At 65.7% G+C, this 26,992-nt stretch carries 22 protein-coding genes; 13 read left to right on the plus strand and 9 right to left on the minus strand.

The genetic code is table 11. From position 1 onward, the window contains the following. Window positions 1-8 precede the first annotated feature (8 nt). The 6 genes from G467_RS0106610 to G467_RS0106635 form a co-directional block, all read right to left on the minus strand. Window positions 9-1,889, minus strand: coding sequence for a GldG family protein (locus G467_RS0106610; RefSeq protein WP_022968946.1), 1,881 nt, complete (start codon window positions 1,887-1,889; stop codon window positions 9-11). A 4-nt stretch (window positions 1,890-1,893) separates the two neighbouring features. Next, entirely contained in the window at window positions 1,894-2,628 is a 735-nt protein-coding gene (locus tag G467_RS0106615; protein WP_022968947.1) for an ABC transporter permease, read from the minus strand. Then, the gene (locus G467_RS0106620) at window positions 2,625-3,554 is read right to left on the minus strand and encodes an ABC transporter ATP-binding protein (protein ID WP_022968948.1); all 930 of its coding nucleotides are present in this window, start codon (window positions 3,552-3,554) and stop codon (window positions 2,625-2,627) included. The genes G467_RS0106615 and G467_RS0106620 overlap by 4 nt, the downstream gene beginning before the upstream one ends. A 163-nt stretch (window positions 3,555-3,717) precedes the next feature. Then, window positions 3,718-4,785, minus strand: coding sequence for an SRPBCC family protein (locus G467_RS0106625; RefSeq protein WP_022968949.1), 1,068 nt, complete (start codon window positions 4,783-4,785; stop codon window positions 3,718-3,720). Between the two features lie 251 nt (window positions 4,786-5,036). Then, window positions 5,037-5,678: a response regulator gene (locus tag G467_RS0106630; RefSeq protein WP_022968950.1), complete on the minus strand. Its 642-nt coding sequence runs from the start codon at window positions 5,676-5,678 to the stop codon at window positions 5,037-5,039. Beyond that, a complete protein-coding gene (locus G467_RS0106635) occupies window positions 5,675-6,844 on the minus strand; it encodes a sensor histidine kinase (RefSeq protein WP_022968951.1) in 1,170 nt (389 codons plus the stop codon). Before G467_RS0106635 ends, G467_RS0106630 begins: the two co-directional genes overlap by 4 nt. A gap of 170 nt (window positions 6,845-7,014) precedes the next feature. Between G467_RS0106635 and G467_RS0106640 the strand changes: the two genes are divergently transcribed. From G467_RS0106640 to G467_RS0106680, 9 genes are all read left to right on the plus strand, one after another. Further along, the gene (locus tag G467_RS0106640; protein ID WP_022968952.1) at window positions 7,015-7,611 is read left to right on the plus strand and encodes a GNAT family N-acetyltransferase; all 597 of its coding nucleotides are present in this window, start codon (window positions 7,015-7,017) and stop codon (window positions 7,609-7,611) included. Window positions 7,612-7,613: 2 nt separating this feature from the next. Further along, window positions 7,614-8,390, plus strand: coding sequence for a septum site-determining protein MinC (minC, locus tag G467_RS0106645; protein WP_022968953.1), 777 nt, complete (start codon window positions 7,614-7,616; stop codon window positions 8,388-8,390). A 42-nt stretch (window positions 8,391-8,432) separates the two neighbouring features. Then, the gene (minD, locus tag G467_RS0106650; protein ID WP_022968954.1) at window positions 8,433-9,242 is read left to right on the plus strand and encodes a septum site-determining protein MinD; all 810 of its coding nucleotides are present in this window, start codon (window positions 8,433-8,435) and stop codon (window positions 9,240-9,242) included. A gap of 3 nt (window positions 9,243-9,245) precedes the next feature. After that, window positions 9,246-9,515 (plus strand): cell division topological specificity factor MinE, encoded by a 270-nt coding sequence (minE, locus tag G467_RS0106655; RefSeq protein WP_022968955.1) that lies wholly within the window; start codon window positions 9,246-9,248, stop codon window positions 9,513-9,515. Further along, entirely contained in the window at window positions 9,515-9,979 is a 465-nt protein-coding gene (locus G467_RS0106660; RefSeq protein ID WP_026802439.1) for a hypothetical protein, read from the plus strand. Before minE ends, G467_RS0106660 begins: the two co-directional genes overlap by 1 nt. Window positions 9,980-10,029: 50 nt before the next feature. After that, window positions 10,030-11,991, plus strand: a complete 1,962-nt coding sequence (locus G467_RS0106665) for a M2 family metallopeptidase (RefSeq protein WP_022968957.1) — start codon at window positions 10,030-10,032, stop codon at window positions 11,989-11,991. A gap of 89 nt (window positions 11,992-12,080) precedes the next feature. Further along, a complete protein-coding gene (locus G467_RS15735; RefSeq protein ID WP_022968958.1) occupies window positions 12,081-12,539 on the plus strand; it encodes a GNAT family N-acetyltransferase in 459 nt (152 codons plus the stop codon). A 64-nt stretch (window positions 12,540-12,603) separates the two neighbouring features. After that, the gene (locus G467_RS0106675) at window positions 12,604-13,689 is read left to right on the plus strand and encodes an aromatic ring-hydroxylating oxygenase subunit alpha (RefSeq protein WP_022968959.1); all 1,086 of its coding nucleotides are present in this window, start codon (window positions 12,604-12,606) and stop codon (window positions 13,687-13,689) included. Next, the gene (locus tag G467_RS0106680; protein ID WP_022968960.1) at window positions 13,686-14,963 is read left to right on the plus strand and encodes an amino acid permease; all 1,278 of its coding nucleotides are present in this window, start codon (window positions 13,686-13,688) and stop codon (window positions 14,961-14,963) included. Before G467_RS0106675 ends, G467_RS0106680 begins: the two co-directional genes overlap by 4 nt. 33 nt (window positions 14,964-14,996) lie before the next feature. On the opposite strand, the gene G467_RS0106685 is transcribed toward G467_RS0106680, so the two are convergent. Continuing rightward, on the minus strand, window positions 14,997-16,253 hold the full coding sequence (locus tag G467_RS0106685) for a multidrug effflux MFS transporter (RefSeq protein WP_022968961.1): 1,257 nt from the start codon (window positions 16,251-16,253) through the stop codon (window positions 14,997-14,999). Between the two features lie 79 nt (window positions 16,254-16,332). Between G467_RS0106685 and G467_RS15740 the strand changes: the two genes are divergently transcribed. Further along, the gene (locus G467_RS15740; RefSeq protein WP_022968962.1) at window positions 16,333-18,135 is read left to right on the plus strand and encodes an ABCB family ABC transporter ATP-binding protein/permease; all 1,803 of its coding nucleotides are present in this window, start codon (window positions 16,333-16,335) and stop codon (window positions 18,133-18,135) included. Here G467_RS15740 and G467_RS18025 read toward each other — a convergent pair whose 3' ends face one another. Then, entirely contained in the window at window positions 18,136-18,288 is a 153-nt protein-coding gene (locus G467_RS18025; protein ID WP_022968963.1) for a hypothetical protein, read from the minus strand. It lies immediately after the preceding gene. A gap of 204 nt (window positions 18,289-18,492) precedes the next feature. Here G467_RS18025 and G467_RS17405 point away from each other — a divergent pair, with 204 nt between their 5' ends. Continuing rightward, entirely contained in the window at window positions 18,493-19,950 is a 1,458-nt protein-coding gene (locus tag G467_RS17405; protein ID WP_081644592.1) for a GGDEF domain-containing protein, read from the plus strand. 42 nt (window positions 19,951-19,992) lie between these two features. Further along, a complete protein-coding gene (gene parC / locus G467_RS0106705; RefSeq protein ID WP_022968965.1) occupies window positions 19,993-22,242 on the plus strand; it encodes a DNA topoisomerase IV subunit A in 2,250 nt (749 codons plus the stop codon). 381 nt (window positions 22,243-22,623) lie between these two features. On the opposite strand, the gene asnB is transcribed toward parC, so the two are convergent. Continuing rightward, entirely contained in the window at window positions 22,624-24,294 is a 1,671-nt protein-coding gene (gene asnB, locus G467_RS0106710; protein WP_022968966.1) for an asparagine synthase B, read from the minus strand. A 300-nt stretch (window positions 24,295-24,594) separates the two neighbouring features. Between asnB and G467_RS0106720 the strand changes: the two genes are divergently transcribed. Then, entirely contained in the window at window positions 24,595-26,982 is a 2,388-nt protein-coding gene (locus tag G467_RS0106720; protein WP_022968968.1) for a penicillin acylase family protein, read from the plus strand. Window positions 26,983-26,992 lie beyond the last annotated feature (10 nt).

Consider the following 26,992-nt stretch of genomic DNA (forward strand, 5'->3'; position numbering starts at 1 on the left):
GCCATCGGCTAAGCGCCGCCGCTGCGACGCTGTTGCCGGCGGCGCAAAGCGATCAGTCCCGCCACCACCACGACCAGCAAGGGCATGCCGAGGATATTGATGAGCTTGAGGCGACGGCCGAGGCTCTCGATATCGGCATTGAGCTGGTGCTGCACATCGCGCAGCTCGCGACGCGTGGTCAGTTTCTGTTCCTGCAATTTCAGCAGGTCGGCCTGCTGTTCGCGGGTGAGTTTCGGCGCTGGTTCGCCGGGCGCCGCCGGCTGCAACTGCGCAAGCTTTTGTTCGAGCTCGTCAAGCTGCTGACGCAGCTGCTTTTCCTTGGCCTGGTAGCGCTGTTCGGCGGCGCCACGGATCGCGTCGACGCGTTCGAACGGCCGATTGGCCGAGGCACGCGTGCGCACCGCGATCAGGTCCGCATTGCCGACCAGATTGTCGACGGTGTTGTAGACGAAGTCGGCATTGTTCGCGAACGGATTGAAGATCTGCTGGCCCATGAAATCCTGTACCTGGACCCAGAGCCGATCGCTGAGCAGGTCGGTGTCAGCGACGATCACGATGTTGACCGGCTGCTTGCTGGCGACGAGCTGTCCCGCGGCACGGCGCGCGGGGAATGCTGTTTTCAGCACACCGCTCAGACGGGCCGCGATCACCCGCACTTCCTGACCGTCCTCCTTGAAGCCTTCGGCCAACGAGCCCGGATCGGCGACCGCGGCGCGCACGGCGGCGGCATCGGCCAATCGCGACGAGGACGAACTCTGCACCAGCGCTTCCATCTTCAGCGGCGAATCGGCGGCGACGCTCAAGGCGCCCGCGCTCGACAGGTTCAGCGTTTCGATGCCGGCGGTGATCACGTCGTGGGCATTGAAGGCCGTCTTGCGCAGCCCGAGCAGGGCCGGATTGCGCACGGGCGGCTGGTTCGGATCCGGCTGCACCTGCAGGGAATTCTGCGGCGCTTCCAGCACGACCTTGCCCGGGTCGTATTGCACGCCCCAGGCCTGGAAAAGCGTGTGCAGGTCCGAGGACACCGGCTGGGTCTGACCGCTCAGGTCGATGCGCGTACCGGCCGGATCGGCCTCGGCAACCGGATCGACGAACACCAGCAGATGACCGCCGCGCAACACGTACTGATCGATCGCATACAGCGTGTCGTCGGAAAGATTCTTCGGATGGATCAGCATCAACAGATCGACGTCCGGACCGATCGACGTCGGCTCCGGCTGCAGGCGACGCAACTCGAACAGTTCCACCAGTTGCCGGTCGAGCACCCAGCCCATCGTCGGCTGGTTGGTCAGTGGATCGAGACCCGGACCGGTCGGCAGATCGCTGAGCACAGCGACGACCGGCTTCTTGTCGATCGCCAGGGTCGAGATGAGTTTGGCCAGATCGTATTCGAGGAAAGCTTCCTTGTCGGGCTGGATGAACGGCATCGTGGTCTCGCCGTCCGTGCTGTTGGTGCCCACTAACCCGAAATACAGCGTGTCGCCGGACGCCCCGAGCGGCACGCCCTGCAGACCATGCGCGGCCGCGTTTTCCTCGTCCTTGGAGAACGGCTCGGGATCGATGACCTGCAAGGTGACCTTGCCGTGCGAGCGCGCCGCGACTTCCTCAAGCAACTCGCGCACGCGCTGGGCATACACACGGAATTGCGGCAGGTCGCGCGCGGCCTTGTCGGAGTAGTACAGCTGCAGCTTCACCGGCTCCTCGATGCGGTCGAGGATGCGCCGGGTGCCGTCCGACAGCGTGTACTGGCGGTGCTCGGTCAGGTCGATGCGGGCGCCACGCAGGAACATCGCCGACAGCGTGACCAAGGCGAGAAATGCGAGCGCGAGCAGCGGCAAGGCGTAGACCGGAGCGCTGCGACGATTGAACAGGCGGTTGAGCAAGGTCATGGTGTCAATCCGCTTTCTTGATATCGATGACCAGCACGGTCGCCAGCAGCCAGGCGCCGATGCCCAGGCCGAAGAAGGCCACGTCGCGCAGGTCGAGCACGCCGCGCTGGATCGCCTGGAAATGCGTGAGGAAACTCAGGCCGCTGATCGCGTCGACGACCGGTTGCGAGAACATCGCGCGCACACCGTCGAGCGCAAGCGGAAACCCGGCGAGCAAGAGCAGCAGGCAGACCACGACCGTGAGAATAAAAGCGACGACCTGGCTGCGCGTCACCGCCGAGAGGCAGCCGCCGATCGCGAGCATCGCGCCGGCCATGAGCCAGCTGCCCAGATAACTGGCGATGATCACGCCGTTGTCCGGATTGCCCAGCCAGTTGACCGTCACCCAGATCGGAAAGGTCAGCGCGAGCGCGAAGCCCAGGAAGAGCCACGCCGCAAGGAACTTGCCCAGCACCGCCTGCCACAGAGTCACCGGCTGGGTCAGCAACAACTCCAGCGTGCCGGTCTTGCGCTCCTCGGCCCACAGGCGCATCGCCACCGCCGGCACCAGCAAAAGATACAGCCAGGGATGGAAGCGGAAGAACAACTGCAGGTCGGCCTGCCCCACTTCGTAGAAATCGCCGAGGTAGAAGGTGAAGGCACCCGCGAGCATCAGGAAGATCACGATGAACACAGCCGCGAGCGGCGTGGCGAAATAGCTGGCGAGTTCGCGCTGGAGAATGGCGATGACCGGGCTCATGCCTTTGCCTCCGGCGTGGTGATGCGGCGAAACACTTCGTCGAGCCGGCCGTGTTCGAGGCGCAGGCCGCGATAGACGACGTTGCGCTGGCGCAGACGATCGGCGACAGCATCGACAAGCTTGGCCTGGCCTTGCGGGAAGACATACAGACGCTGTTCGCGTTCGTCCTGTTCGAACCCGCTGACGCCGGGCATGCCGTCCAGCGCGGCGCGGGCGGCGATGCTGTCGTCGGCGTTCAGGGACACGGCATTGTGGAATCGCGAGCGCGCCAGCAAGGCAGCCGGCGTCGCATCGGCGAGGATCTTGCCGTGGGCGATGATGATCGCGCGCGTGCAGACCGCTTCGACTTCCTCGAGGATATGCGTGGACAGGAGCAGCGTGCGCTCACGCGCGAGTTCGCTGATCAGTCCGCGCACTTCATGCTTCTGGTTCGGATCCAGGCCATCGGTGGGCTCGTCGAGGATCAGCGCCGCCGGATCGTGCACGATCGCTGCCGCCAGACCGACGCGGCGCTTGAACCCCTTCGACAGGGTCTCGATCGACTGCGCGAGCACGCCGTCGAGGTTCAGACGCGCGATGACGAAGTCCAGGCGCTGACGACGCAGCGGCCCGCGCAGGCCGCGCAGGTCGGCGATGAAATCCAGGAACCGCTTCGGCGTCATTTCCGCGTAGCCGGGGGCGCCTTCGGGCAGGTAGCCCAGCGCGCGTCGCGCCGCGAGCGCATCGGATTGCACGTCGTGTCCGCAGACCCGTGCGGTGCCTTCGGTGGGCGCGAGAAATCCCGCGATCATCTTCATCGTGGTCGACTTGCCGGCGCCGTTCGGGCCCAGGAAACCGAGCACCTCGCCCGGTTCGGCCTTGAAACTGACACCGTCCACGGCGACGAGCCGGCCGTAACGTTTGCGCAGGGCGGTTGCCTCGATCATCGATAGTCCCGGGGAAAACCTGCTGGAGAGGATGGCGGGAAACGCCGTAAAAAAATACCGCGGAGAAACCGGTGAAGTTCCTGCGCGGCGATCGGCGGGGCCCACAACGCAAGAGCGGGCCATTGGCCCGCTCCGCGTGTTGCTGCTGTGTCCCGAACGGTCATTACTTGACCGGCCAGTACACCTTGAACTGTGCATCTTCCGCGAGCATCGTGGTGATGCCGCCGATGTAGTCCTCGAACGGACGGTCCTGCGTGTCGGAACCATGGGCCATCGCCCAGGCACGCAACACGTCGCGCTCGCGCGGCAGGCCCGGGGCCGGACCGACGTAGGTCGTCGTGGCGACGCGGCGAGCCGGAATCTGCTCGTACACGACCGTGCTTTCCAGCGTGACATTGAGCTTCTCGCCAACCGGCGCGTCGGCGGGCGCATCGGCCTTGCGGACCGGCTGCACGACGTCGAAACCGTAGGTGTCGCCGGTGAACTCGTTGGTGACAATGCGCAGTGGACCGGCAGCGACCAGACCATTCGCGGTCATGACCTTGTTGATCCACTGGACCTGGCTGGACATCGCCTGGGCGATTTCGTCGTTGCTGCGCTTGGAGGCGGTCGTCACGACGAGCACGTCCTGAGCCGGCAGGTCCTCGAACGCGAACGGGGTCGCGTGGCTGGAATAGTCGAACTTGGGCACGGTCGCCAGGAAAGTGGTGAACTTGTCCAGGCCGCGCTTGATGTCGTCGCCGACGTTGCGCGTGACGTACAGGCCGGCGTAGCGGCCGAGCAAGTCCCAACCGTAATCGACGGTGTACTGCTGGGTGATCTTGACATTCTTGTTGCCCTGGCCGGTGCGCTCGAGCTTGAAGGTCATGAACTTGTCGCTGCCGCGGGCGTCGTTGGTCAGCTTGTACTTGATGCGCTCGCCGGGAACGCTTTCGACGATCTCCCAGCTGCCCTGACCGATGATCTTGTCGCGGGAGTTGTAGTTGAACTTGGCGCCCACGCCTTCAGCCGGACCCGACAGGCTGGTCTGCATGCGCGGGTCATGGCGCAGCAGCGGATTCCAGTCCTTGAAACGGGTGAAACCGTTGAGCAGGTCGGTGACCGTGCCCATCGGGCGGTTGGTCTCGGTGCTGAAGCTGAAGGTACGTTTGGCCGGCAGGAACAGGCCGATAACCACGAACAGCGCGGCAACAATCAGCAGGGAAATCAGGAACTCGATAACTCGGGTCATTCGGGGTCTCTCCGGGAACGGCCTGCACCGGGGGCACTTGCCCCGCCGCAGGAACGGGAGAGGATAGCAGGTCGGAACCGGGCCCGGCAGGGGCCTGTTCACAGTCTGGGAAACTGCCCGGCGGACCGCCGCAAACCTTTGCGCGACGGGGTCGCAGACGCGATCGGACGGCGCCGGCCACAGCGCGGCCCGGGCCGCGGGACCGCCGCGGGCTCGGTGTCCGGCGGACCGTCACGGCCCGCCGCGAGATATCAGACCAGCTTGAGCTCGAAAGCCTTGAGCACCGCGCGCGTACGATCGCGCACGCCGAGCTTGGACAGGATGTTGGACACGTGATTCTTCACCGTGCCCTCGGCCACGCCGAGCGAATTGGCGATTTCCTTGTTCGAGAAGCCGCCGGCCATCAGGCGCAGGATTTCGGTTTCCCGGTCGGTCAGCGGATCGGGCTGTTCGAGGCTGACGAAATCGTTGTTCAGACCTTCCAGGCCCGACAGCAGACGCTGGGTCACCGCCGGCTGCACCAGGGAGCCGCCGTCAGCCACGGTCTGGATCGCCGACACCAGCTGGTCCAGGGAGACGTCCTTGAGCAGGTAACCGCGCGCACCGGCCTTGATGCCGGCCAGCACCAACTGGTCGTCGTCGAAGGTGGTCAGGATGATCGTCGGCGGCAGTTGCCCGAGCGCGGCCAGGGCCTGCAGGGCTTCCAGTCCGGACATCACGGGCATGCGCATGTCCATGAGCACCACGTCGGGCTTGATCTGCGGGATCAGCTCGACGGCTTGGCGACCATCGCCGGCTTCGGCGATGACCTCGATGTTCTCGGCCAGCTCCAGCAGCGAGCGCACACCCTGGCGCACCAGGGTTTGGTCATCGACCAGGCAGACACGGATCATGGGGCAACCTCCAGGGGTAAGCGGATGTCCAGGGCGAATCCCTGCCCGGGCGACGTGATGATATCGACCTTGCCGCCACAGGCAGCGAGGCGTTCGCGCATGCCATTGAGCCCGTTGCCGGGTTTGGCCTGCGCGCTGCCGCGACCATCGTCGCGGGCCGACAGACGGATCATGCCCGGCTCGAGCTCGACCCGCAGCCACAAATGGCTGGCGCCGGCATGGCGGACGGCATTGGTGACGATTTCCTGCGTGCAGCGCAACAGCACCTGCGCGCATTCGGGGTCTTCGACCTGCAGATGCTCGGGCAGGTTGAGCACCACATCGAGCGCCGGCACGCCTTCCACCAGGGTGCGCAGGGCGACGCCGAGATCGATGCCGCGCTCCTCGCGCATCTCGCTGACCGCTTCGCGCACATCGGTCAGCAGCAGCTTGGCCAGGGTATGGCTTTGCTTGACGTGGTCGTGGGCGCGGCCCTCGGTGAGGTGGCCGGCGACTTCCAGGTTCAGGCTCAGGGCGGTGAGATGGTGGCCGAGCAAATCGTGCAGTTCCCGGGAGATGCGCAGGCGTTCGCTCATGCGCGAACTTTCCGCGAGCAGCGCGCGGGTGGCGCGCAGTTCCGAATTCAGGCGGCGCTGGTCTTCGCGGGCTTGCGCCTGCTGCTTGGCGACCAGGCCGGTGATGAAGGTGAAGCTGGAATAGCCGGCATAGAACATCGCCTGCAGGGCCGCCGCCATCGGCGTGAACCCGCCGATGCCCTCGAAGACCGGCACCAGGGCGACATGCTGCAACACCAGCCAGGCGACGCCGATCCACAGCGGCATCAGCCAGGGAATCACGCCCGACACGACCATCAGCAGGATGCTGCCGAGGCCGGTGCCGGTGAGCTTGCTCACTGCGATCGCGGAGATCGTCAGCGCGCCGAGCAGGAGGATGTCGTACCAATGCGTCCGGCGTACACCGAAACCTCGCGTGACCAGCCAGTACGCGGCGCCGAAAATGAAATACGCGATCGTCGCGCCGAGCATGTCCGGCGCCGGCCCCACCAGTTCCTCGGCGTCGCTGACCGGGAAGTACAGGGTATTCAACACCAGCGGAATGCCGACGACGGCCCAGGTGAACAGGCCGGCGTATCGGAGCAGCTGCGTGTGGGACAGGCGCGTGAGCATGCCCCATCTTAGGCGACCCGGGACCGGGGCATGCAGCCCGAAAGTCACGGATAACCCCCCGTTAACCTCGTGCGGACCGGTCGCAGCAGGCCGGAGGCCATGCGATAATCGCGCATTGATTGTGGCCGCGCCGGTTTGGCGCGCCCCCGACCCCGGGAGTCAGCAGGACAATGTCGATCATCATCCGCGACGTGCGCGAGCACGAGCTGGATTTGGTTCTAGCGCTCAACAATGCGGCAGGCCCCGGCATCCTGCCGATGGATGCCGCCAAGCTCCGCTTCTTCTGGGAAAACGCCGATTACTTCCGCGTCGCGGAGAAAGACGGTCTGATGGCCGGCTTCCTGGTCGCGCTGTCGCACCAGGCCCCGCACGACAGCAGCAACTTCCTGTGGTTCCGCGAGCGTTACCCGCAGTTCCTGTATGTCGACCGCATCGTCATCGCCAGCAGCCGCCGTGGCGCGGGCGTGGGTCGCGTGTTCTACGGCGACGTGCAGAGCTTCGCGGAAATGCGCGTGCCGCAGCTTGCGGCCGAGGTGTTCATGGAAGGCAGCAGCCACCCGGCCCTGCTCTTCCACGGCAGCTTCGGTTTCCGCGAGGTCGGCCAGCACGTGATGCCCGACCACGGTCTGCGCGCGTGCATGCTGGTCAAGGAACTGTGCAGCTATCCGTACGTGCAACAGACCTACGGCAACGCACTGCCTGACGTGTCCTGGCTGTCCGCCCGCACCGTTCCCGGCCGCAAGGCACATCTGGCGACCGGAACCTGAGCATGTCGGCAACGCTTCCCGATTACGAACAGGCCGGCGAACTGAAGATCGGCCAGGTGGGCATCGCCAACCTCCGCATCCGTCACCTCGATGTCGCCAAACTCTCGGCCGAGATGAGCGAACGCGTGCGCAGCGCGCCCAAGCTCTTCGACCGCGCGGCGGTGATCCTGGATTTCGGCGGATTGTCGGAAACGCCGTCGGCGACCACCGTCAACGCGCTCGTCGCCGGCCTCAAGTCCGCCGGCGTGCTGCCGGTCGCGATCGCCTACGGCACGCCGGAAATCGAAGCGCTGTCGCGCGATGTCGGTCTGCCGCTGCTGGCGAAATTCCGCGCGTCCTACGAACGCGTGGAGGCCGGCGAACCGGCGCCCGCGCCACCCCCGAGCAAGAAGCAAGCCGCCGCGGAAGCCGCTCCGCCGGCAAAACCCGCTGCTGCCGCCGCGAAATCCGAACCCGGCCTCGTGCACACGATGCCGGTGCGCTCAGGCCAGCAGGTGTATGCGCAGGGGCGCGACCTCACGGTCTGCGCCACGGTCGGCGCTGGCGCGGAAGTCATCTCCGATGGTTCCATCCATATCTACGGCGCACTGCGCGGGCGCGCGCTCGCCGGCGCCGGCGGCGTCGCAACGGCGCGCATCTTCTGCCGCGAATTCCACGCCGAACTGGTCGCCGTCGCCGGCGTCTACAAGGTGCTGGACGAAATACCCAAGAATCTGCACGGCAAGCCCGTGCAGATCTGGCTTGAAAACGAACAGCTGCGTATCGAAGAGCTGGCCTGAAAACAATAATTCGAATCGAAACGACAGGAACGGAGAACAACATTGGCTGAAATCATCGTAGTGACCTCGGGCAAGGGCGGCGTCGGCAAGACCACCACCAGCGCCAGCCTCGCATGCGGCCTGGCGAAAGCCGGCAAGAAAACCGCCGTCATCGACTTCGACGTCGGCCTGCGCAATCTCGATTTGATCATGGGCTGCGAGCGCCGCGTGGTGTACGACTTCGTCAACGTCGTGCACGGCGAGGCCTCGATCAAGCAGGCCCTGATCAAGGACAAGCGCTTCGAGAATCTCTACGTGCTCGCCGCTTCGCAGACGCGCGACAAAGACGCGCTGACCACCGAAGGCGTCGAGAAAGTGCTCAAGGACCTCGCCGACGACGGTTTCGACTTCATTGTCTGCGACTCCCCGGCCGGCATCGAGAAAGGCGCCTTCCTGGCGATGTATTTCGCCGACCGCGCCGTCGTCGTGGTCAATCCGGAAGTGTCCTCGGTGCGCGACTCCGACCGCATCCTCGGCCTGCTCGCCTCCAAGACCAAGCGCGCCGAGAACGGCGAGCGCGTCAAGGAACATCTGCTTCTGACCCGCTACAGCCCCGAGCGCGTCGAGAAGGGCGACATGCTCTCGATCGCCGACGTCGAGGAAATCCTCGGCCTGAAGGTCATCGGCGTGATTCCCGAATCGCCCGAAGTGCTGCAGTCGTCGAACTCCGGCGTGCCGGTGATCCTCGACGACGCCTCCAACGCCGGCATGGCCTACGTCGACGCGGTCGCCCGCATCCTCGGCGAGGACAAGCCCCTGCGCTTCGTCACTGTCGAGAAGAAGGGTTTCTTCTCCAAGATGTTCGGGGGCTGAGCCATGGGCATCTTCGATTTCCTGAGTCAGCGCAGCAAGAACACCGCCAACGTCGCCAAGGATCGTTTGCGCATCATCATCGAGCAGGGTCGCCGCGAACGCGGTGCGCCGGATTATCTGCCGATGCTGCAGCGCGAACTGCTGGAAGTGATCAAGAAGTACATCAACGTCGATATCGAAGCCGTCAAGGTCGACCTGCACAAGGATGGCGAACACGAGCTGCTCGATATCTCGGTGACCTTGCCGGAAAAAGGCACCGCGGCCGCGGGTTGATCCTCACGCTCGCCGACACCGGATTCGATGCCCCGCGCGCCCTGCTCGCGGGCTACGGTCTGTCCCTGATCGAGATTCCTGCCGGCGAAGCGATTCCCGGCAGCTTCTGGGGCGAGGTCGAAGCCGGCCTGATCGGTACCGACGTGTTCGCACGCGCCGACACGCCCGTGCACTCGCTGCTGCACGAGGCCGGACACCTGATCGTCATGCCGGCCGAACGCCGCGCCCACGTGCACACCGACGCAACCGATTCGGTCGCCGAGGAAGACGCGACCTGCTATCTGCAAATCCTGCTCGCCGACCGTCTGCCCGGGGTCGGCCGCGAACGCCTCATGGCCGACATGGATGCCTGGGGCTACACCTTCCGTCTGGGTTCGGCCCGTGCCTGGTTCGAACACGACGCCGAAGACGCGCGGGCGTTTCTCGAATCGCGCGGACTGCTGCCTCTCACTTGCGCGCTGTAGGCCGCGGGGACTAGCCTTCGGGCTCCCTGACCCGCTCCGGAGCCCGCCTCGTGAAACCCCAACGCGCCCTGCTCGCGCTCGCCGTCGCCGCCAGCCTCATCGCCGTCGCCGGCTGCAACCAGTCCGGCGGTGGCACCGCCACGACCGGCTCCGATCACGCCAACGAAACCGCCGACCAGTTCGTCGCGCGCGTCAACAAAGAGATGCGCGCCGACTACATCGAGAGCACGGCGGCTCAGTGGCTTTCGGAAACCTACATCAACGACGACTCGCAGGTCCTCGCCTCGAAGGCGAATGAACGCGCGCTGGTGAAGCTCGGCGAATACGTCGAGGAAGCCAAGCGATTCGACGGCCAGCAGCTGTCGCCTGACACGGCGCGCTCGCTGCAACTGCTGCGCCTGGGCATCACCGTGCCGCCGCCGAAGAATGCCGAGCACCTCGCTGAACTCACCCAGCTCGGCACCAAGCTCAACGGCGAATACGGCGCCGGCAAGTTCTGTCCCGACGCGAACAATCCCGCGACCTGCCAGGACATCGGCCAGATCGAAGACGTGCTCGCCGACACCGCGCACAAGTCCTACGACGAGCAACTGCGGGCCTGGGAAGGCTGGCACACGATTTCGGTGCCGATGCGCCAGGACTACCGGCGCTTCGTCGAGCTGAGCAACGAAGGCGCGCGCGACCAGGGCTTCGCCAACACCGGCGAGCTGTGGCGCAGCGGCTACGACATGAAGCCGGCGGACTTCCAGGCCGAGACCGATCGCCTCTGGGGCCAGGTCAAGCCGCTGTACGACCAGCTGCAGTGCTACACCAAGAACAAGCTCGTCGAGAAATACGGCGAACAGGGCGAAGTCCGCGGCATGATTCCCGCGCATCTGACCGGCAACCTGTGGCAGCAGGACTGGAGCAACCTGTGGCCACTGCTGCAGCCGTACGACGGCGTGGCCAAGCTCGACATTACCGCCGCCCTGCAGAAGCAGCGCAATGAGAAGTACGTCGCGCTGGTCGCGGAATTCATCAAGGCCAACGGCCATGATCCGTCCGCCAACGACAGCATCGAAATCGGCCGCGCTGCCGACCTGGCCCAGGCCAAGGCGATGGTGCGCGAGGCAGAAAGTTTCTACGTCAGCCTCGGCATGCCCAAGCTGCCCGACTCGTTCTGGGACAAGGCGCAGTTTATCCAGCCGCGCGATCGCGACGTGGTCTGCCATGCCAGCGCCTGGCCGATGACCATGGACGGCGATGTGCGCATCAAGATGTGCATCAAGCCCGACGAAGATTCCTACACCACGATCTATCACGAGCTCGGCCACGTCTATTACTACCTGGCCTACCAGAAGTCGCCGGCGCTGTTCCAGAACGGCGCGAACGACGGCTTCCACGAAGCCATCGGCGACACCATCGTGCTGTCGATGACACCCGAATATCTCAATTCGCTCGGCCTGGTCGACAAGCCCACCGTCAGCAACGAAGCCGTGATCAACGACCAGATGCGCATGGCGCTGGCCAAGGTCTCGTTCCTGCCGTTCGGCCTGATGATCGATCGCTGGCGCTGGGGCGTTTTCGATGGCTCGATCAAACCCGAAAACTACAACCAGGCTTGGTGGGACCTGAAGGCCAAGTACCAGGGCGTGGCACCGGCGACGGCGCGCGGCGAGAACTTCTTCGACCCGGGTGCGAAGTATCACGTGCCGGGCAACACGCCGTACACGCGTTATTTCCTTTCGCACATCCTGCAGTTCCAGTTCTACAAGTCGCTGTGCGATGCCTCGGGCTTCAAGGGTCCGCTGTACCAGTGCAGCTTCTTCAAGAGCCCGGAAGCCGGTCAGCGCTACTCGGCGATGCTCGCCAAGGGCGCGAGCCAGCCGTGGCAGCAGACGATGAAGGAACTCACCGGCAGCGAGCAGCTCGACGGCTCGGCCGTGCTGGAATATTTCGCGCCGCTCAAGAGCTGGCTGGAAACGCAGAACAAGGGCAAGACCTGTGGCTGGGAACCGCCGAAGGGCGTTTGAGTCCGCGGAGGTTTCGGAGAGGGCCGGCACATGCCGGCCCTTTTCTTTGCTGCGATGATCGCGTTCTCACCGCCGAAGACTTCGCCGCCATGACCGACCTGCGCATCGAATCCGCCGACCCGTCGATGCTCGACGCACTCTGCCCGCTGTTCCAGGGCTATTTGCGCTTCTACGGCAAGTCGGCGGACGACGCGGCGGTGCGAGCGTTCCTGCAGGCGCGTCTGGAACGTGGTGAATCCACGATCTTTCTCGCGCGCGACGGCGAGCATGCGCTCGGCTTCGTACAGTTGTATCCGGCGTTCGCGAGCCTGTCGCTCGCGCCGAGCTGGATCCTCAACGATCTCTACGTCGCGCCCGCCGCGCGTGGACAGGGTGTGGCGGAAGCCTTGATGCAGGCAGCGCGCGATCTCGCACGGGCCGACGGCGCGGCCGAAATCTTCCTGCAGACCGCCCACGACAACCTGTCCGCACAGCGCCTGTACGAGCGACTGGGCTACCGTCACGACCTGGATTTCCGCGTCTACACCCTCGATCCCCGGGTGGACTGACGGCGCACTTCCCGCCGGTCCGCCGGCGCGCAATACTCCGGCATCGCCCCGCCGGTCCGCCGCCATGACCCAACTACTCAATCCCAAAACCCTGGTTCCGCAGCCGCTGAGCCACGCGCTCGCCCTGCCCGCCCGCTATTACACCGATGCCGGCATGCCGGCGCTCGACGTGCGCGCGGTGTTCGCGCACAGCTGGCAGCTGGTCAGCCACGAATCGCAGCTGCGCGACGCCGGCGATCACATCGTCGGCGAAATCGCCGGCCTGCCGATCGTCGTCATCCGCGATACCGAAGGTCGCCTGCGCGCCTACCACAACGTCTGCCGCCATCGCGCCGGTCCGCTGGCCCTGTGCGACGGCAAGGGCGCGAAAGCCTTGCGCTGCAAATATCACGGCTGGACCTACACGCTGGACGGCGTGTTGCGCAGCGCGCCAGAAATGGGCCAGACCGAGGATTTCGAACCGTCGTCGATCCGCCTGCCGGAACTGCGCGTCGACACCTGGCATGGCCTGGTCTTCGTCGGCGCCGAAGGGGCGCCGCCGTTCGCGGAGTTCGTGCACGGCATGGACGGCCCGCTGCGTTCGCTGTCGCCGCAGAACTATGTTTTCCACCAACGCTTCAGCTACGAGGTCGCCTGCAACTGGAAGGTGTATTGCGACAACTACCTCGAGGGCTATCACGTCCCGCATATCCATCCGGGCTTGAACAGCCTGCTCGACTACCGGCAGTACGTCACCGAGGCCGGCGACTGGTTCTCCTACCAGTACAGCCCGCTGTCGAGCGACGATGCGCTGTACGGCAGCGGCGATGCGCTGTACTACTTCATCTATCCCAACGCGATGCTCAACCTCCTGCCCGGCCGGCTGCAGGCCAATCGCGTCGTGCCGCTGGGCGTGGACCGCTGCCGCGTCGAATTCGATTACTACTACACCGACGACAGCAGTCCCGAAGCCTTGGCGCGCCGTGTCGCCGACCATGATTTCGCGCATCAGGTGCAGGACGAGGACATCGGCATCTGCGAACACGTGCAGCGCGGTCTGGCCTCGGGGTCCTACGAGGCCGGTCGCCTGAATCCGCTGCGCGAAAATGCCCTGCATCACTATCACGAGCTTCTTCGCCGCGCGTATCGCGACGCGGCGGCCGGCGAATGAGTACCGCGCGGCCTCTGGGCCTGTGGACGGCGATCGCCCTCGTCGTCGGCAGCATGATCGGATCGGGCGTGTTCCTGCTGCCGGCCACTCTGGCGCCCTTCGGCGCGGCGAGTTTGCTCGGCTGGGGGCTAACCCTGATCGGCGCGCTGTTGCTGGCGCTGGTGTATTCCTGGCTCGCCCGCGTCATTCCCGCCGACGGCGGCGCCTATGCCTATGCGCGCCAGGCGTTTGGCGAACAAACCGGTTTCCTCGTCGCCTGGAGCTACTGGATCTGCATGTGGTGCGGCAATGCCGCGCTCTCGGTCGCGTTCGCCGGCAGCCTCGGCGCGGTGTGGCCGGCGGCGACAGCGACGCCGATGCGCGGCGCCGTCTGCGCCCTGGTCGCGTTGTGGATCTGCACTGGCGTCAATCTCGCCGGCATCCGCGAAGCCGGTCGCCTGCAACTGGTGACGACCTTGCTCAAGCTCGTGCCGCTGGTGCTGTTCGGCCTGCTCGGGCTGGGCTATGTGCAGTCGAGTTCGTATCACCCCTTCAATCCGAGCGCACAGCCGCTGATGAGCGTGACCACGGCGGTCGCCGCGCTGACCTTGTGGGCATTTCTGGGACTGGAAGCGGCGACGATTCCCGCAGGCGCGATCCGCGATCCCGAGCGCACGGTGCCGCGTGCGACGGTGATCGGCATGCTGATCGCCGGGCTCGCGACGATGCTCGCCTGCACGGTCGTGCTCGGTCTGCTACCGGCGGACGTCTTGCAGCACTCGGCCGCACCGATGGCCGATGCGGCGAGCCGGCTCTGGGGTCCGTGGGCCGGTGTCGGCATCGGCGTGGTTGCGACGATTTCCTGCTTCGGCGCGCTCAACGGCTGGGTGCTGCTGCAGGCGCAGGTACCGCTGGCCGCCGCGCGCGACGGCGTGTTCCCGCCGTTCTTCGCGAAGGAAGATGCGCGCGGCACGCCCTGGATCGGCCTGCTGCTGAGCACCTCGCTCGCGACCGCCCTGGTCATCGCCAACTACAACGCTTCGCTGGTGAAACTGTTCGCGTTTTCGATCCTGCTTTCGACCGCCGCGGCGCTGCTGCCGTATGCGGTCAGTGCCGCCGCGTGGCTGAAGATGAACTCGGACGCCGGCCTCGGCCGAAAGTTGATCGCCGCCGGCGCGCTGATCTACAGCCTCTGGGCCCTGATCGGCACCGGCACCGAGTCTTTGATCTGGGGCGCGGGACTGTTGCTTGCCGGGTTGCCGATCTATCTGTGGCAGCGGCGTAGCGGAAGCTGAGCCTCGGGCAGTCTGCAGACTGCTCGGCGCACATCACATCTCGTCGGTCGGTTCCAGGCTCGCTGCGTCCTGGCTGGCTTCCGGCAGCTGCGCCTTGTCGGTGTGCGCCAGGTACCAGCGCCACATGCCGTAAGCAACCGCGGTGAACACTGCCGAACCCAGCGCCAGATGCAGTCCGCTGTCGCTGAGCATCGGCGAGAGCACGCCGGCGATCAGCGCATTCGACAACAGGCCGACGAAGGCCTGCATCGACGAAGCACCGCCGCGCTGGTTCGGATACATGTCGAGAATGGCGATGGTCAGGATCGGAAATACCAGCGCGATGCCGAACGCGCTCAGCACCGTGGGCAGCACGGCCCAAGGCAGATGCAGGGTCGGCGACAGCCCGCTGTAGACGATGTTGAACAGTGCCGAAAGCCCGCAGAACGCGAAGCCGATATTGGCCAGACGCACGCCGCTGATCTTGCCGGCGGCGCGACCGCTGAAGAACGCGCCGATGACCATGCCCGCGATCGTCGGCACGAAGAAATAGCCGAACTGCTGCTCGTTGAGCTTGAGCAGGTCCAGCACGAAGGCCGGCGCCGAAGTGATGTACAGGAACAGCGCACCGAAATTTGCCGTGCCGGCATAGGCGAGCAGGCGGAATTTCCGGTTGCCGATGATCTCGCGATAGCCGTTCGCGAGAAACTTCACGTTCATCGGCAGGCGCTTCTCCACCGGATGGCTTTCCGGCAGCGCCAGCGCGCTGACCAGCAGCAGCAAGGCGCTGAACCCCGACAAGAACCAGAAGATCGCCTGCCAGTTGCTCCAGCCCAGGATCCAGCCGCCGATGATCGGCGCGATCGCCGGCGCGACGCCGAAGATCATCGAGATATTGCTCATCAGGCGCTGGGCATCGTGGCCGTCGAGGGCATCGCGCACGATCGCGCGGCCCACGATCAGGCCCACGCCCGCCGACAGGCCCTGCAGCACGCGGAAGAACAGGATCTGCGGCATCGTCGTCGACAGCGCGCAACCGACGGACGCGAAGGTGAAAATCAGGATGCCGGTCAGGATCACCGGCTTGCGCCCGAGCGCGTCCGACAGCGGGCCGTGGAACAGGGACATGCCCGCATAACCGAGCAGGTACATGCTGATCGTCTGCTGCATGGCGACCTTGTCGACCTGCAGCGCGCCCTGCATCACCGCGAACGCGGGGAAGATCGTGTCGATCGAGAACGGGCCCAGCATTGCCAGCGCGCCGAGAATGAAGGCCAGACGAGCCTTGGAGATGCGCAGATGGGAAATCATGCCGTCATTCTAGCAGCGGCCCCGCCCAGCGCCCGGCGCCCCGGCTTGTCCCGGCGCGAAACCGCCCCATACTGACGCGATGAGCACGCCCGTCCCCGACCTGTCGATCGCCCGTCCCGAAGGCGACAAGCCCACCTCGCTGATCCTGTCGCGACTGGCCCCGTTCCTCAAGCCCTACAGCGGCCGCATCGCCATCGCGATGGCTTGCCTGCTGTTCGCGAAAGTCGCGGGTCTGGCCGTGCCGATGGTGCTCAAGCGGCTCATCGACACGCTGGGCATCACCCCGACGCCGGCCCTGATCCCGGTCGCCCTGCTGCTCGCCTACGGCGCGGCGCGCCTGTCCGAGCGCGTGTTCACCGAAATGCGCCAGATCGTGTTCGCGCGCGTGATGGCACGCAGCTCGCGCATGGTGATGCTGTCGGTCTTCCGGCATCTGCATTCGCTGTCGCTGCGTTTCCATCTCAACCGGCGCACCGGCGGCGTCACCCGCGATGTCGAACGCGGCGGCTCGGCGATTTCCGATCTGCTCGACTGGACGCTATACACGATCATTCCAACGCTCATCGAAGTGACCCTGGTCACGGCGGTGCTGGTGTTCCTGTACGACATCTATTTCGCCCTGATCACCCTGGTCGTGCTGATCGCCTACATCGCGTGGACGGTCGCGGTGACCGAGTGGCGCACCAAGTTCTATCGCGCTTCGGTTGAAGCCGACACGCGCGCGAGCGCGAGTGCGGTCGACTCGCTGCTCAACTACGAGACGGTGAAGTACTTCAACAACGAAAACCACGAGGCCGCCCGCTACGACACGAGCCTGCAGCAGATGGAGGAAGCGAACGTCAAGAGCTACAAGACGCTCGCCGTGCTCAACGTCGGCCAGAGCGCGATCGTCGCAATCGGCGTGACGGCGCTGATGTGGAAAGCCGCGCATGGCGTCGTCGTCGGCAAGCTCAGCGTCGGCGACCTGGTGCTGGTCAACGCCTACCTGCTGCAGATGGCGATGCCGCTGAATTACCTGGGCATGATGTACCGCGAGGTCAAACAGGCGCTGACCAATATCGAACGCCTGTGGGGTCTGCTCGACGAACAGCAGGAAGTGCGCGACAAGGCCGAAGCCCGTGCTCTGCAGACCACGCAGCCGCGCCTGGCCTTCGAAGACGTTCGCTTCAGCTACGACACGCGCCGGGAAATCCTGCACGGCATCCGCTTTGAAGTGCCGCCGGGTCATACGGTGGCCGTGGTCGGTCATTCCGGCAGCGGCAAGTCGACGCTCGCGCGCCTGCTCTACCGCTTCTACGACGTGGACAGCGGCGCGATCACCATCGACGGTCAGGACCTGCGCGCGCTGACGCAGGACTCCGTACGCGGCGCGATCGGCATCGTTCCGCAGGACACGGTGCTGTTCAACGACAGCATCCGCTACAACATCCGCTACGGCCGCCCATCGGCGAGCGACGAGGAAGTCGAGGACGCGGCGCGCGCCGCGCATATCCACCGGTTCATCGAATCCCTGCCCGACGGCTACGACAGCGAAGTCGGCGAACGCGGGCTGAAATTGTCCGGCGGCGAGAAACAGCGCGTGGCGATCGCGCGGGCCCTGCTGAAGAATCCGGCGATCCTGATTTTCGACGAAGCGACATCGGCGCTGGACTCGGCGAGCGAAAAAGCGATCCAGGCCGAGCTCGACCGCATCGCGATCGGTCGCACGACCCTGGTCATCGCACACCGTCTGTCGACGGTCATGGACGCCGATGAAATCCTGGTCATGGACGCGGGCAATATCGTCGAACGCGGCAACCACGCTGCGCTGATCGCCCGCAACGGACATTACGCGGCGATGTGGCGCCTGCAGCAGCAGGCGAGCGAAGCCGCGCCGACCTGATCACACCGGCAAGGGCAGGCCCAGATAGGGCGCGGCCAGCCAGTACAGGCCGCCGATCACCAGCGCCCACATCGCCAGCTTGAACATGAAGCCGACGACCTTGATCGCGAGATAGATGCCGACGATCACCACGAGAATTGCGATCCAGCTCATTCGTTCTTTTCCGTACGTGCGCGTGGCCTGCAGTCTAGCCCAAGAAGGCAGCCGCTCCGGCCGGCAGCGACAGAGTGCGACGCAAGCGACGTGAGGCTCGTCAAAACGCGTGTTCTGGCGGTCTGGAAAGGCCGCAAAGACGCTAGAATCGGTCCGGCCGGCGCACCGACATCCGGCCGTCGCCCACTCCCCCGGACCCGCCGTATGACCGATGCCCGCCCGCCGATTCAGCCGTCCACGTTCGCCGCCTGGTCATGGGCAGTAGTGCTGGTGCTGCTGCTGGCCGCGAATACGGCCTGGGCGGCCCAGCGGCAACTCGATCGCCCGCCCCCGCCGCCGCCAGGCAGCCCAGTCGAATCTGGTCGCCCGCCGCCGCCCCCACCGCCGGGCGGTTGGAATACGGCTCCACCTCCCGAACAGACTCCGCCCGCACAGATCACCCCGCCGGCGCCCGTTGCCGTCGAACCGGCCGCGCCGGACGCTTCGCCCGTGGTCGCGGGCAGCGTCGCGGATCTGGAAAACAAGCTCGCCGATGCCCGCCGCAGCAACAACACGGCCGACATCAGCGCCGCGCTGATCCGCCTGGCCGATGCACAGTTGCAGGCCGGGCAGGCAAGCCGCGCCCTGCCCTTGCTGGAAGAAGCCGTCACGCTGTCGAGCCGCTACAACGACGATCGCCAAGGTCGCGAGGCGGCCCTGCTGATGGCCAAGGCCTATTTGGCCCAGGACGACGCCGGCATGGCGGACACCTGGAACAAACGTGCCGAACAATTCCGCGAACGCATCGAACGCCAGATCGCGCCGCGCCCGGAAGCATCGGGTGACGCGACAGCCACGCCAGCGACGGGCGCACCCGCTGTGGTCGCGCCACCGACGAACGGCGTCGACGGTGCCGAGCAACCCGCCGCGGCGCCGAGCCAGGCACGCTGGTTGTGGTTGTTGTTGCCCGTGTGCCTGCTGCTGATCTGGGCCTGGCTGCGCAGCCAGCGCAAGGCCGACGACCTGCGCAATGAAACCGAACGCCTCGCCCGCCACCAGAAACATCTGCGCAATGCGCACCAGACCTTGCAGCAGCAGGCCGAACACCTGCGCCAGACCGCGACGCAGGACGCGCTCACCGGCGCCCTGACCCGCCAGGCTTTCGCCAACGATTTGTCCGAACTGCTGCATCACGCGCAGCACTACGGCAAACCGGTCGCGTTCTTCCTGTTCGATCTCGATCATTTCAAATCGGTCAACGACACCTACGGCCATCTCGCCGGCGATATCGCGCTGAAAATGGTCGCGGGCGTGGTGCGCGAGAATCTCGACAGCCAGGATCTGTTCGGCCGTTTCGGCGGCGACGAATTCCTGATCGCCTGCATGGATGGCGACGCCGCCACCGCGCCTTTGCTCGCCGAAAAGATTCGCGCCTCGGTGCGCAAACACGCCGTCGACGGCCATGAATCGCTGCACGACATCAGCATCAGTGTTGGCATCGCGATCGCCGACCCCGAGCAGGGCTACGATCTCGCCACGCTGTTCACCCACGCCGACACCGCGCTGTATGCGGCCAAACGCGCCGGGCGCAATTGCGTCCGTCTCGCCGATGCCGGACTGGCCACACCGCCGAGTAGCGAATTCCCCTTGCGCAGCCTGGCTGCCACCCCCAACGACGCCTGATCCCGCGCCCGCGCGCCGGACCCGCCAACCCCCACGGACCCCATGACCGAACCTGCACGCCCCAGCTTCCACGGCTTTGAACAGATTCCGCTGCGCGAATACGCCGAACGCGCGTATCTCGACTACTCGATGTACGTCGTGCTCGACCGCGCCCTGCCTTTCCTCGGCGACGGCCTCAAGCCGGTGCAACGCCGCATCATCTACGCGATGAGCGAGCTGGGCCTGGGTGCGACGGCGAAACCGAAGAAATCCGCCCGCACCGTCGGCGATGTCATCGGCAAGTTCCACCCGCATGGCGACAGCGCCTGCTACGAAGCGTTGGTGCTCATGGCACAGCCGTTTTCGTACCGCTATCCGCTGATCGAGGGCCAGGGCAATTTTGGTTCGACCGACGATCCGAAATCGTTCGCCGCGATGCGCTACACCGAATCCAAGCTCACGCCGATCGCCGAAGTCCTGCTCGGCGAACTGACCCAGGGCACGGTCGACTGGAGCCCCAACTTCGACGGCACGCTGGAAGAGCCGAGCTGGCTGCCGGCGCGCCTACCGCATCTGCTGCTCAATGGCACGACCGGCATCGCGGTCGGCATGGCGACCGACGTGCCGCCGCACAATCTCAACGAAGTCGTCAGCGCCTGCGTGCGCCTGCTCGACGACCCCGACGCGAGCGTGCGCGACCTGTGCGAACACGTGCGCGGCCCGGACTATCCAACCAGTGCGGAAATCATCACGCCTGCGGCTGACCTCGCGGCGATCTACGAGACCGGCGGCGGCAGCGTGCGTGCGCGCGCGACCTACCTGCGCGAACACAACAACATCGTGCTGACCGCGCTGCCCTACCAGGTGTCGCCGTCGAAAATCATGGAGCAGATCGCGCAGCAGATGCGCGCCAAGAAACTGCCCTGGCTCGAAGACCTGCGCGACGAATCCGATCACGAGAACCCGGTGCGCCTGGTGCTGGTGCCGCGTTCGAACCGTGTCGACGTCGAAGCCCTCATGGGGCATCTGTTCGCGACGACCGACCTGGAAAAGAGTTTCCGTGTCAATTTCAACATCATCGGTCTCGACGGTCGTCCGCAGGTCAAGAACCTCAAGACGATGCTGACCGAGTGGCTGGTGTTCCGCACCGAGACCGTGCGCAAGCGCCTCAAGCACCGCCTCGAGAAAGTCGAACGCCGTCTGCACCTGCTCGATGGCTTGCTGGTCGCCTTCCTCAATCTCGACGAAGTCATCCGCATCATCCGCAGCGAAGACGAGCCCAAGCCGGCATTGATGGCGCGTTTCGGACTGTCCGAAGACCAGGCCGAGTACATCCTCGAGACCAAGCTCAAGCAGCTGGCGCGCCTGGAAGAGATGAAGATCCGCGGCGAACAGGACGAGCTCGCCAAGGAACGCGACAAGATCGCGGCGATCCTCGCCTCGAACGCCAAGCTCAAGAAGCAGGTCAAGGACGAGCTGCTGGCCGACGCCAAGAAGTTCGGCGATGCGCGCCGTTCGCCGCTGGTGCAACGCGGTGCGGCTCAGGCGATCAGCGAGAACGAGCTGGTGCCCAGCGAACCGGTCACGGTGGTGCTCTCGGCGAAAGGCTGGATCCGCGCGGCGAAGGGTCACGAGGTCGATGCCGCGTCGCTCAGCTATCGCGACGGCGACAAGCTGCTGCAGGCCGTGCGTGGCCGCAGCACGCAACAGGTCGCCTTTCTCGATTCGAGCGGCCGCAGTTATTCCAGCCTGGCGCATACGCTGCCGTCGGCGCGTGGCAATGGCGAGCCGCTGTCGGGACGGTTCTCGCCGCCGGCCGGCGCGCAGTTCACGGGGCTGGCGGTCGGCGAGAACGACACGCGCTTCCTGGTGTCGTCGAGCTGGGGCTATGGCTTCGTCACGCGCTTTGAAAACTTCACCGGCCGCAACAAGGCCGGCAAGCAGCTGATCAACGCCGACGACGCCGCGGACATCCTGGCGCCGGCGCTGGTGACCGATGCGCAGACGGACTGGATCGTGTCGATCACCAACAGCGGCCATCTGCTGGCGTTCCCGATCACCGAGCTGCCGGAACTCGACAAGGGCAAGGGCAACAAGCTAATCCAGATTCCGCCGGCGAAGCTGAAATCGGGCGAGGAAAAAGTCATCGCGGTCGCGAGCGTGCGTCAGGGCGGCGAGCTGACGCTGTATTGCGGCCAGCGCAAGCTGGTGCTTGGCTGGCGCGACCTGCAAGCCTACGAAGGCGCCCGCGCCTCACGCGGCAACGCCCTGCCCCGCGGCTTCCAGCGCGTGGATTCCGTCGAAGCGACGTAGCCAATTCTCTGCCGAGCAGGAAATCTCGTTTCCGCCCCCGCGCCCCCGACCCACCCGGAATGACGGTGCCGGTTCGGGTCGGGCGTCCTGCCCTTCACGAACCGTCGCAGGCCATCCCTGGCCTGCTCACATCATTCCGGGTAAGTCGGGGGCGCTCTGCGAAGGTTTCGAAACGGGATGGAAGAGCTTTTGATCTTCGCAACGCCGCCTCGCGATCTCAGAGTGTCGCCGGTGACGATGGGATGCCACCGTGAGCAGGCCAAGGATGGCCTGCGGTCGGTGAGTGGGTACAGGAGGTACCCCCGAACCGACACGGTGGCACCCGTCGGCGCCGGCGGCGCGGGTGCGACAGCGAGACTCTCAGCAACGGTGGCCAAGACCTCACGTCGCGGAAAGATGCACGCCCGCCACCGCGCGGCCCGAGGGATCGGCAGCGTTCTTGAATGCCGCGTCCCACTCGATCGCTGCTGCGGTTGAACAAGCGATCGACGGGCCGCCCGGAACGGTCGCTGCGCAGGCATCGCTCGGGAACGCGACAGCGAACAATCGGCGATACATCAGCGCTTCCTTCGTCATCGGCGGGTTGTGCGGGAACTGCTCGGCCGCGACGGCCAACTCGGCCTCGTCGATCGTGGCCTCCGCATGCGCCTTCAGCGAATCGATCCAACCGTAGCCGACGCCGTCGCTGAACTGTTCTTTTTGCCGCCACAGGATGCGGTCGGGCAGCGCGCCGTCGAAGGCCTGGCGCAGCACGGCCTTTTCGATGCGCCCCGCGCGTACCCGCTTGTGCTCGGCGTCCATCGACATCGCTACGTCGAGGAATTCCAGATCCAGGAAGGGCACCCGCGCTTCCACGCCCCAGGCAGCCATCGCCTTGTTCGCCCGGTTGCAGTCGTACAGATGCAGCGCGTCGAGCTTGCGCACCGTTTCCTCGTGGAAGGCTTCCGCGGACGGCGCCTTGTGAAAGTACAGGTAGCCGCCGAAGATCTCGTCCGCACCCTCGCCCGACAGCACCATCTTCACTCCCATCGCCTTGATGCGTCGCGCCATGAGATACATCGGCGTGGACGCGCGGATGGAAGTGACGTCATAGGTTTCGATATGGCGGATGACGTCGGGCAAGGCATCCAGCCCCTCCTGGATGGTGAACTTGAACTCGTGATGGCTTGTGCCCAGTGAATCGGCCGCGACCCGCGCGGCGGCCAGATCGGGCGACCCTTCCAGGCCGATCGCGAACGAATGCAGGCGCGGCCACCAGGCTTCCTCGCGATCGTCGGTCTCGATGCGATGGCGCGCGAACTGCGCCGCACAGGCCGCGACCAGCGAAGAATCCAGTCCGCCCGACAGCAACACGCCATACGGCACGTCGGTCATCAGCTGCCGATGCACGGCCGACTCCAGCGCCGAGCGCAGCGATTTCGGTCCGACCTCGACACCGCGCGTTGCCTCGTAGTCGCGCCAGTCGCGCGACCAGTAGCGGACCGGCGTGCCGACGCGGCTATCGAGATAGTGGCCCGGCGGGAACACCGCGATATCGTCGCAGACGCCGACCAGCGCCTTCATCTCCGAGGCGACATGCAGACGACCTTGGGCATCGTGGCCGGTGTACAGCGGACACACGCCCAGGGGATCGCGCGCGATCAGATAGCGCTTTTCCACCGCGTCCCACAGCGCGAACGCGAAGATGCCATTGAGCTCGCCGAGGAAGTCCGCGCCTTTCTCGCGATACAGGGCGTTGATGACCTCGCAGTCCGAATCAGTCTGGAACGCATAGCGCGCGTGCAGCTCCTGGCGCAATTCGCGATGGTTGTAGATCTCGCCGTTGACCGCGAGCGCCAGCCCGCCGTCCTCCGAACGCAGCGGCTGCGCGCCCGAGGCGACGCCGACGATGGCCAGGCGCTCGTGCACGAGCAGCGCATGCTCGTCCACGTAGACGCCGCTCCAGTCCGGGCCACGATGGCGCTGGCGCGCGCTCTGGGCCAGGGCCTGCGGCCGCAAGGCGGCGAGATCGGTGTCGGCACCGAGGGCGAATATTCCAAGAATCGAGCACATTGCGTTTTCTCCGGGATGAAAAAGAAAACGGCCCGCACTTTTCAGTGCGGGCCGTTGGGATTGGGGCTGTGGAATCTTGTACGCCTAATCGCCGACCCGCCTGAGCGTCCGGTTATTGTTATTGGCGTTATTGGTGTTCAGGCACGCGTCGGCCGGGACCGCGAGGGTCCGGAGGTCGAGGGCGGCAGTGGCCTGAAGGGTGTGCATGGCCCGATTGAAGCCCAATGCGGCCCGATGCGCAAGTGGCACCGGGGCGCCATGGCAATCCGCTAGGATTCGCCTGTCCCTCCGGAGCCCGCCATGTCCCGACTGCCGCGCCTGCTGCTGCGCCTGACCTTGCTGCTGTTGCTGCTGGCCGCGCTCGCGCTCGGCGTCGGTTGGTGGACCTTCCGCGGCAGCCTGGCGACCCTCGACGGCGAGCTGTCCCTGCCCGGCCTGTCGGCCCCGGTGCGCATCGAACGCGACGCGCTCGGCGTCGTCACCATCGACGCCGCCAACGAAACCGACGCCGCCCGCGCGCTCGGCTACGTGCATGGCCAGGAACGATTCTTCGAAATGGACCTCATGCGTCGCTCGGCCGCGGGTGAATTGTCGGAACTGTTCGGCGCGATCGCTATCGAGAAAGACAAGTCGATCCGCGTGCACCGACTGCGCGCACGCGTGATGGAAAACATGGACGCTGTCGTCGGCGACAAGATGCCCGTGCTGCAGGCCTACACCGAGGGCGTCAACGCGGGCCTGCATGGCCTGCGCCAGCAGCCTTGGCCTTACACGCTCATTGGCGTCGCGCCGCGCGACTGGCAACCGGCGGACACCGCGCTGGCCGGCTATGCGATGTTCTTCGATCTGCAGGACGAATCGAACTCGCGCGAACTCGCCTTGTGGAAGATCAAGCAGGTCGTGCCCGATGCCCTGTACCGCTTGATGGCTTTCGATGGCACGGAATGGGATGCCCCGTTGATCGGACCCTCGCATGGCAATGTGCCTCTGCCGCTGCCGAGCGCGTTGGACCTGCACCAGCTGCCGACCCCGGTCGAAGACAAAGACCATGCGGAATCCGAGCCGGCCGCACCGGGCAGCAATAATTTCGCCGTCGCCGGCGCGCTGACCCAGGACGGTCGCGCGATCGTCGCCGACGACATGCATCTGGGTCTGCGCGCGCCGAATATCTGGTTCCGCGCACGCCTGCAGTATCCGGATCCGAAAGCACCCGGCGGCAAGGTCGATGTCAGCGGTTTCACCCTGCCCGGCATTCCGGCGGTCATCGTCGGCAGCAATACGCATGTCGCCTGGGGTTTCACCAACAGCTACGGCGACTGGCTGGACTTCTATCGCGTGGACTGGGCCGATGCGGGCAAGACGCGCTACCGCGTGCCTGAAGGCCAGGCGGTTTTGCGCACGGCGCATGAACCGATCCGGGTGAAGGATGCGCCGACGGTCGACTTCGTCGTGCGCGAAACCCGCTGGGGTCCCATCGTCGAAGACGCGAAGGACGGCAGTGCGCTGGCCTTGCGCTGGACGGCGCATTTGCCCGGCTCGCTCAACTTGGGTCTGACGGAGTTGGCGCGTGCCGGCGATCTCGACAGCGGTTTGGCCATCGCCGATGGCATCGGCATGCCGGCGCAGAATCTGGTCATTGGCGACAGCAAGGGTCGCATCGCCTGGCGACTGACCGCGCAGATGCCGATGCGAACCGGCCAATGCGATCCGACGGCGCCGCAGGTGGTCAGCGCGCCCTGCCGCTGGAGCGGCTGGTTGGCGCCGACCGAGAATCCGAGCCTCGTCGATCCAGTCGACCATCGCCTGTGGACGGCGAATGCGCGCACGGTCGACGGTGCCGCCTTGGCCCTAGTCGGCGACGGCGGCTACGCGAACGGCGCCCGCGCACGCCAGATCCGCGACGATCTGTTCGCGAAGGACCGTTTCACCGAAAAAGACCTCATGGCGATCCAGCTGGACGATCGCACGCTGTTCCTCGAACGCTGGTGGATGCAAATGCGCGTGCAGGCGCAGGCCTCGGACGATCCGGCGTGGAAGCAGATCGAGGCCGCGACGCGTGCCTGGGACGAGCACGCCTCCGCCGATGCGGTGAGCTATCGCATCACGCGCGCCTGGCGGCTGGCGGTGATCGAGCGCATCCGGCACGGCCTGATGGCGCCGGCGATGGTAAAGCTGGGCCCGGATTTCGTGATGCCCGATCTGCCGCAGATCGAGGGTGTCGCCTGGGAGCTGGTGTCGTTGCGGCCGAAGCATCTGCTGCCACGCAAGTACGACAGCTGGGATGCGCTGCTGCTCGACGCCGCGCGCGACGTCACCGCCGATCTGTCCCGACACGGTCCGCTTGATCGGCAGACCTGGGGTGCACGCAACACCGCGAACATCTGCCATCCGCTGGCACGGGCGCTGCCCGGTTTCGCGAAACCGCTGCTGTGCATGCCGGCCGACCCATTGCCAGGCGACATGAACATGCCGCGCGTCGCGTCGCCGGATTTTGGCGCGTCCGAACGCATGGTCGTGTCACCCGGTCACGAAGCCGACGGCATCATCCACATGCCCGGCGGCCAGAGCGGGCACCCGCTGTCGCCGTTCTGGGGCGCGGGACACGCGGCCTGGGTGCGCGGCGAACCGACACCGTTCTTGCCGGGCAAGGCGACGCACACGATGACGTTGGCGCCTGCCAAAAAATAATGTGGGAGCG

The sequence above is a fragment of the Arenimonas oryziterrae DSM 21050 = YC6267 genome (genome assembly GCF_000420545.1).
Taxonomy (GTDB): Bacteria; Pseudomonadota; Gammaproteobacteria; order Xanthomonadales; family Xanthomonadaceae; genus Arenimonas; species Arenimonas oryziterrae.

Coding starts and splice junctions, on each gene's coding strand:
- G467_RS0106610 (WP_022968946.1), bottom strand. CDS start 1,889: ATGACCTTGCTCAACCGCCTGTTCAATCGTCGCAGCGCTCCGGTCTAC.
- G467_RS0106615 (WP_022968947.1), bottom strand. CDS start 2,628: ATGAGCCCGGTCATCGCCATTCTCCAGCGCGAACTCGCCAGCTATTTC.
- G467_RS0106620 (WP_022968948.1), bottom strand. CDS start 3,554: ATGATCGAGGCAACCGCCCTGCGCAAACGTTACGGCCGGCTCGTCGCC.
- G467_RS0106625 (WP_022968949.1), bottom strand. CDS start 4,785: ATGACCCGAGTTATCGAGTTCCTGATTTCCCTGCTGATTGTTGCCGCG.
- G467_RS0106630 (WP_022968950.1), bottom strand. CDS start 5,678: ATGATCCGTGTCTGCCTGGTCGATGACCAAACCCTGGTGCGCCAGGGT.
- G467_RS0106635 (WP_022968951.1), bottom strand. CDS start 6,844: ATGCTCACGCGCCTGTCCCACACGCAGCTGCTCCGATACGCCGGCCTG.
- G467_RS0106640 (WP_022968952.1), top strand. CDS start 7,015: ATGTCGATCATCATCCGCGACGTGCGCGAGCACGAGCTGGATTTGGTT.
- minC (WP_022968953.1), top strand. CDS start 7,614: ATGTCGGCAACGCTTCCCGATTACGAACAGGCCGGCGAACTGAAGATC.
- minE (WP_022968955.1), top strand. CDS start 9,246: ATGGGCATCTTCGATTTCCTGAGTCAGCGCAGCAAGAACACCGCCAAC.
- G467_RS15735 (WP_022968958.1), top strand. CDS start 12,081: ATGACCGACCTGCGCATCGAATCCGCCGACCCGTCGATGCTCGACGCA.
- G467_RS0106675 (WP_022968959.1), top strand. CDS start 12,604: ATGACCCAACTACTCAATCCCAAAACCCTGGTTCCGCAGCCGCTGAGC.
- G467_RS0106680 (WP_022968960.1), top strand. CDS start 13,686: ATGAGTACCGCGCGGCCTCTGGGCCTGTGGACGGCGATCGCCCTCGTC.
- G467_RS0106685 (WP_022968961.1), bottom strand. CDS start 16,253: ATGATTTCCCATCTGCGCATCTCCAAGGCTCGTCTGGCCTTCATTCTC.
- G467_RS15740 (WP_022968962.1), top strand. CDS start 16,333: ATGAGCACGCCCGTCCCCGACCTGTCGATCGCCCGTCCCGAAGGCGAC.
- G467_RS18025 (WP_022968963.1), bottom strand. CDS start 18,288: ATGAGCTGGATCGCAATTCTCGTGGTGATCGTCGGCATCTATCTCGCG.
- G467_RS17405 (WP_081644592.1), top strand. CDS start 18,493: ATGACCGATGCCCGCCCGCCGATTCAGCCGTCCACGTTCGCCGCCTGG.
- parC (WP_022968965.1), top strand. CDS start 19,993: ATGACCGAACCTGCACGCCCCAGCTTCCACGGCTTTGAACAGATTCCG.
- asnB (WP_022968966.1), bottom strand. CDS start 24,294: ATGTGCTCGATTCTTGGAATATTCGCCCTCGGTGCCGACACCGATCTC.
- G467_RS0106720 (WP_022968968.1), top strand. CDS start 24,595: ATGTCCCGACTGCCGCGCCTGCTGCTGCGCCTGACCTTGCTGCTGTTG.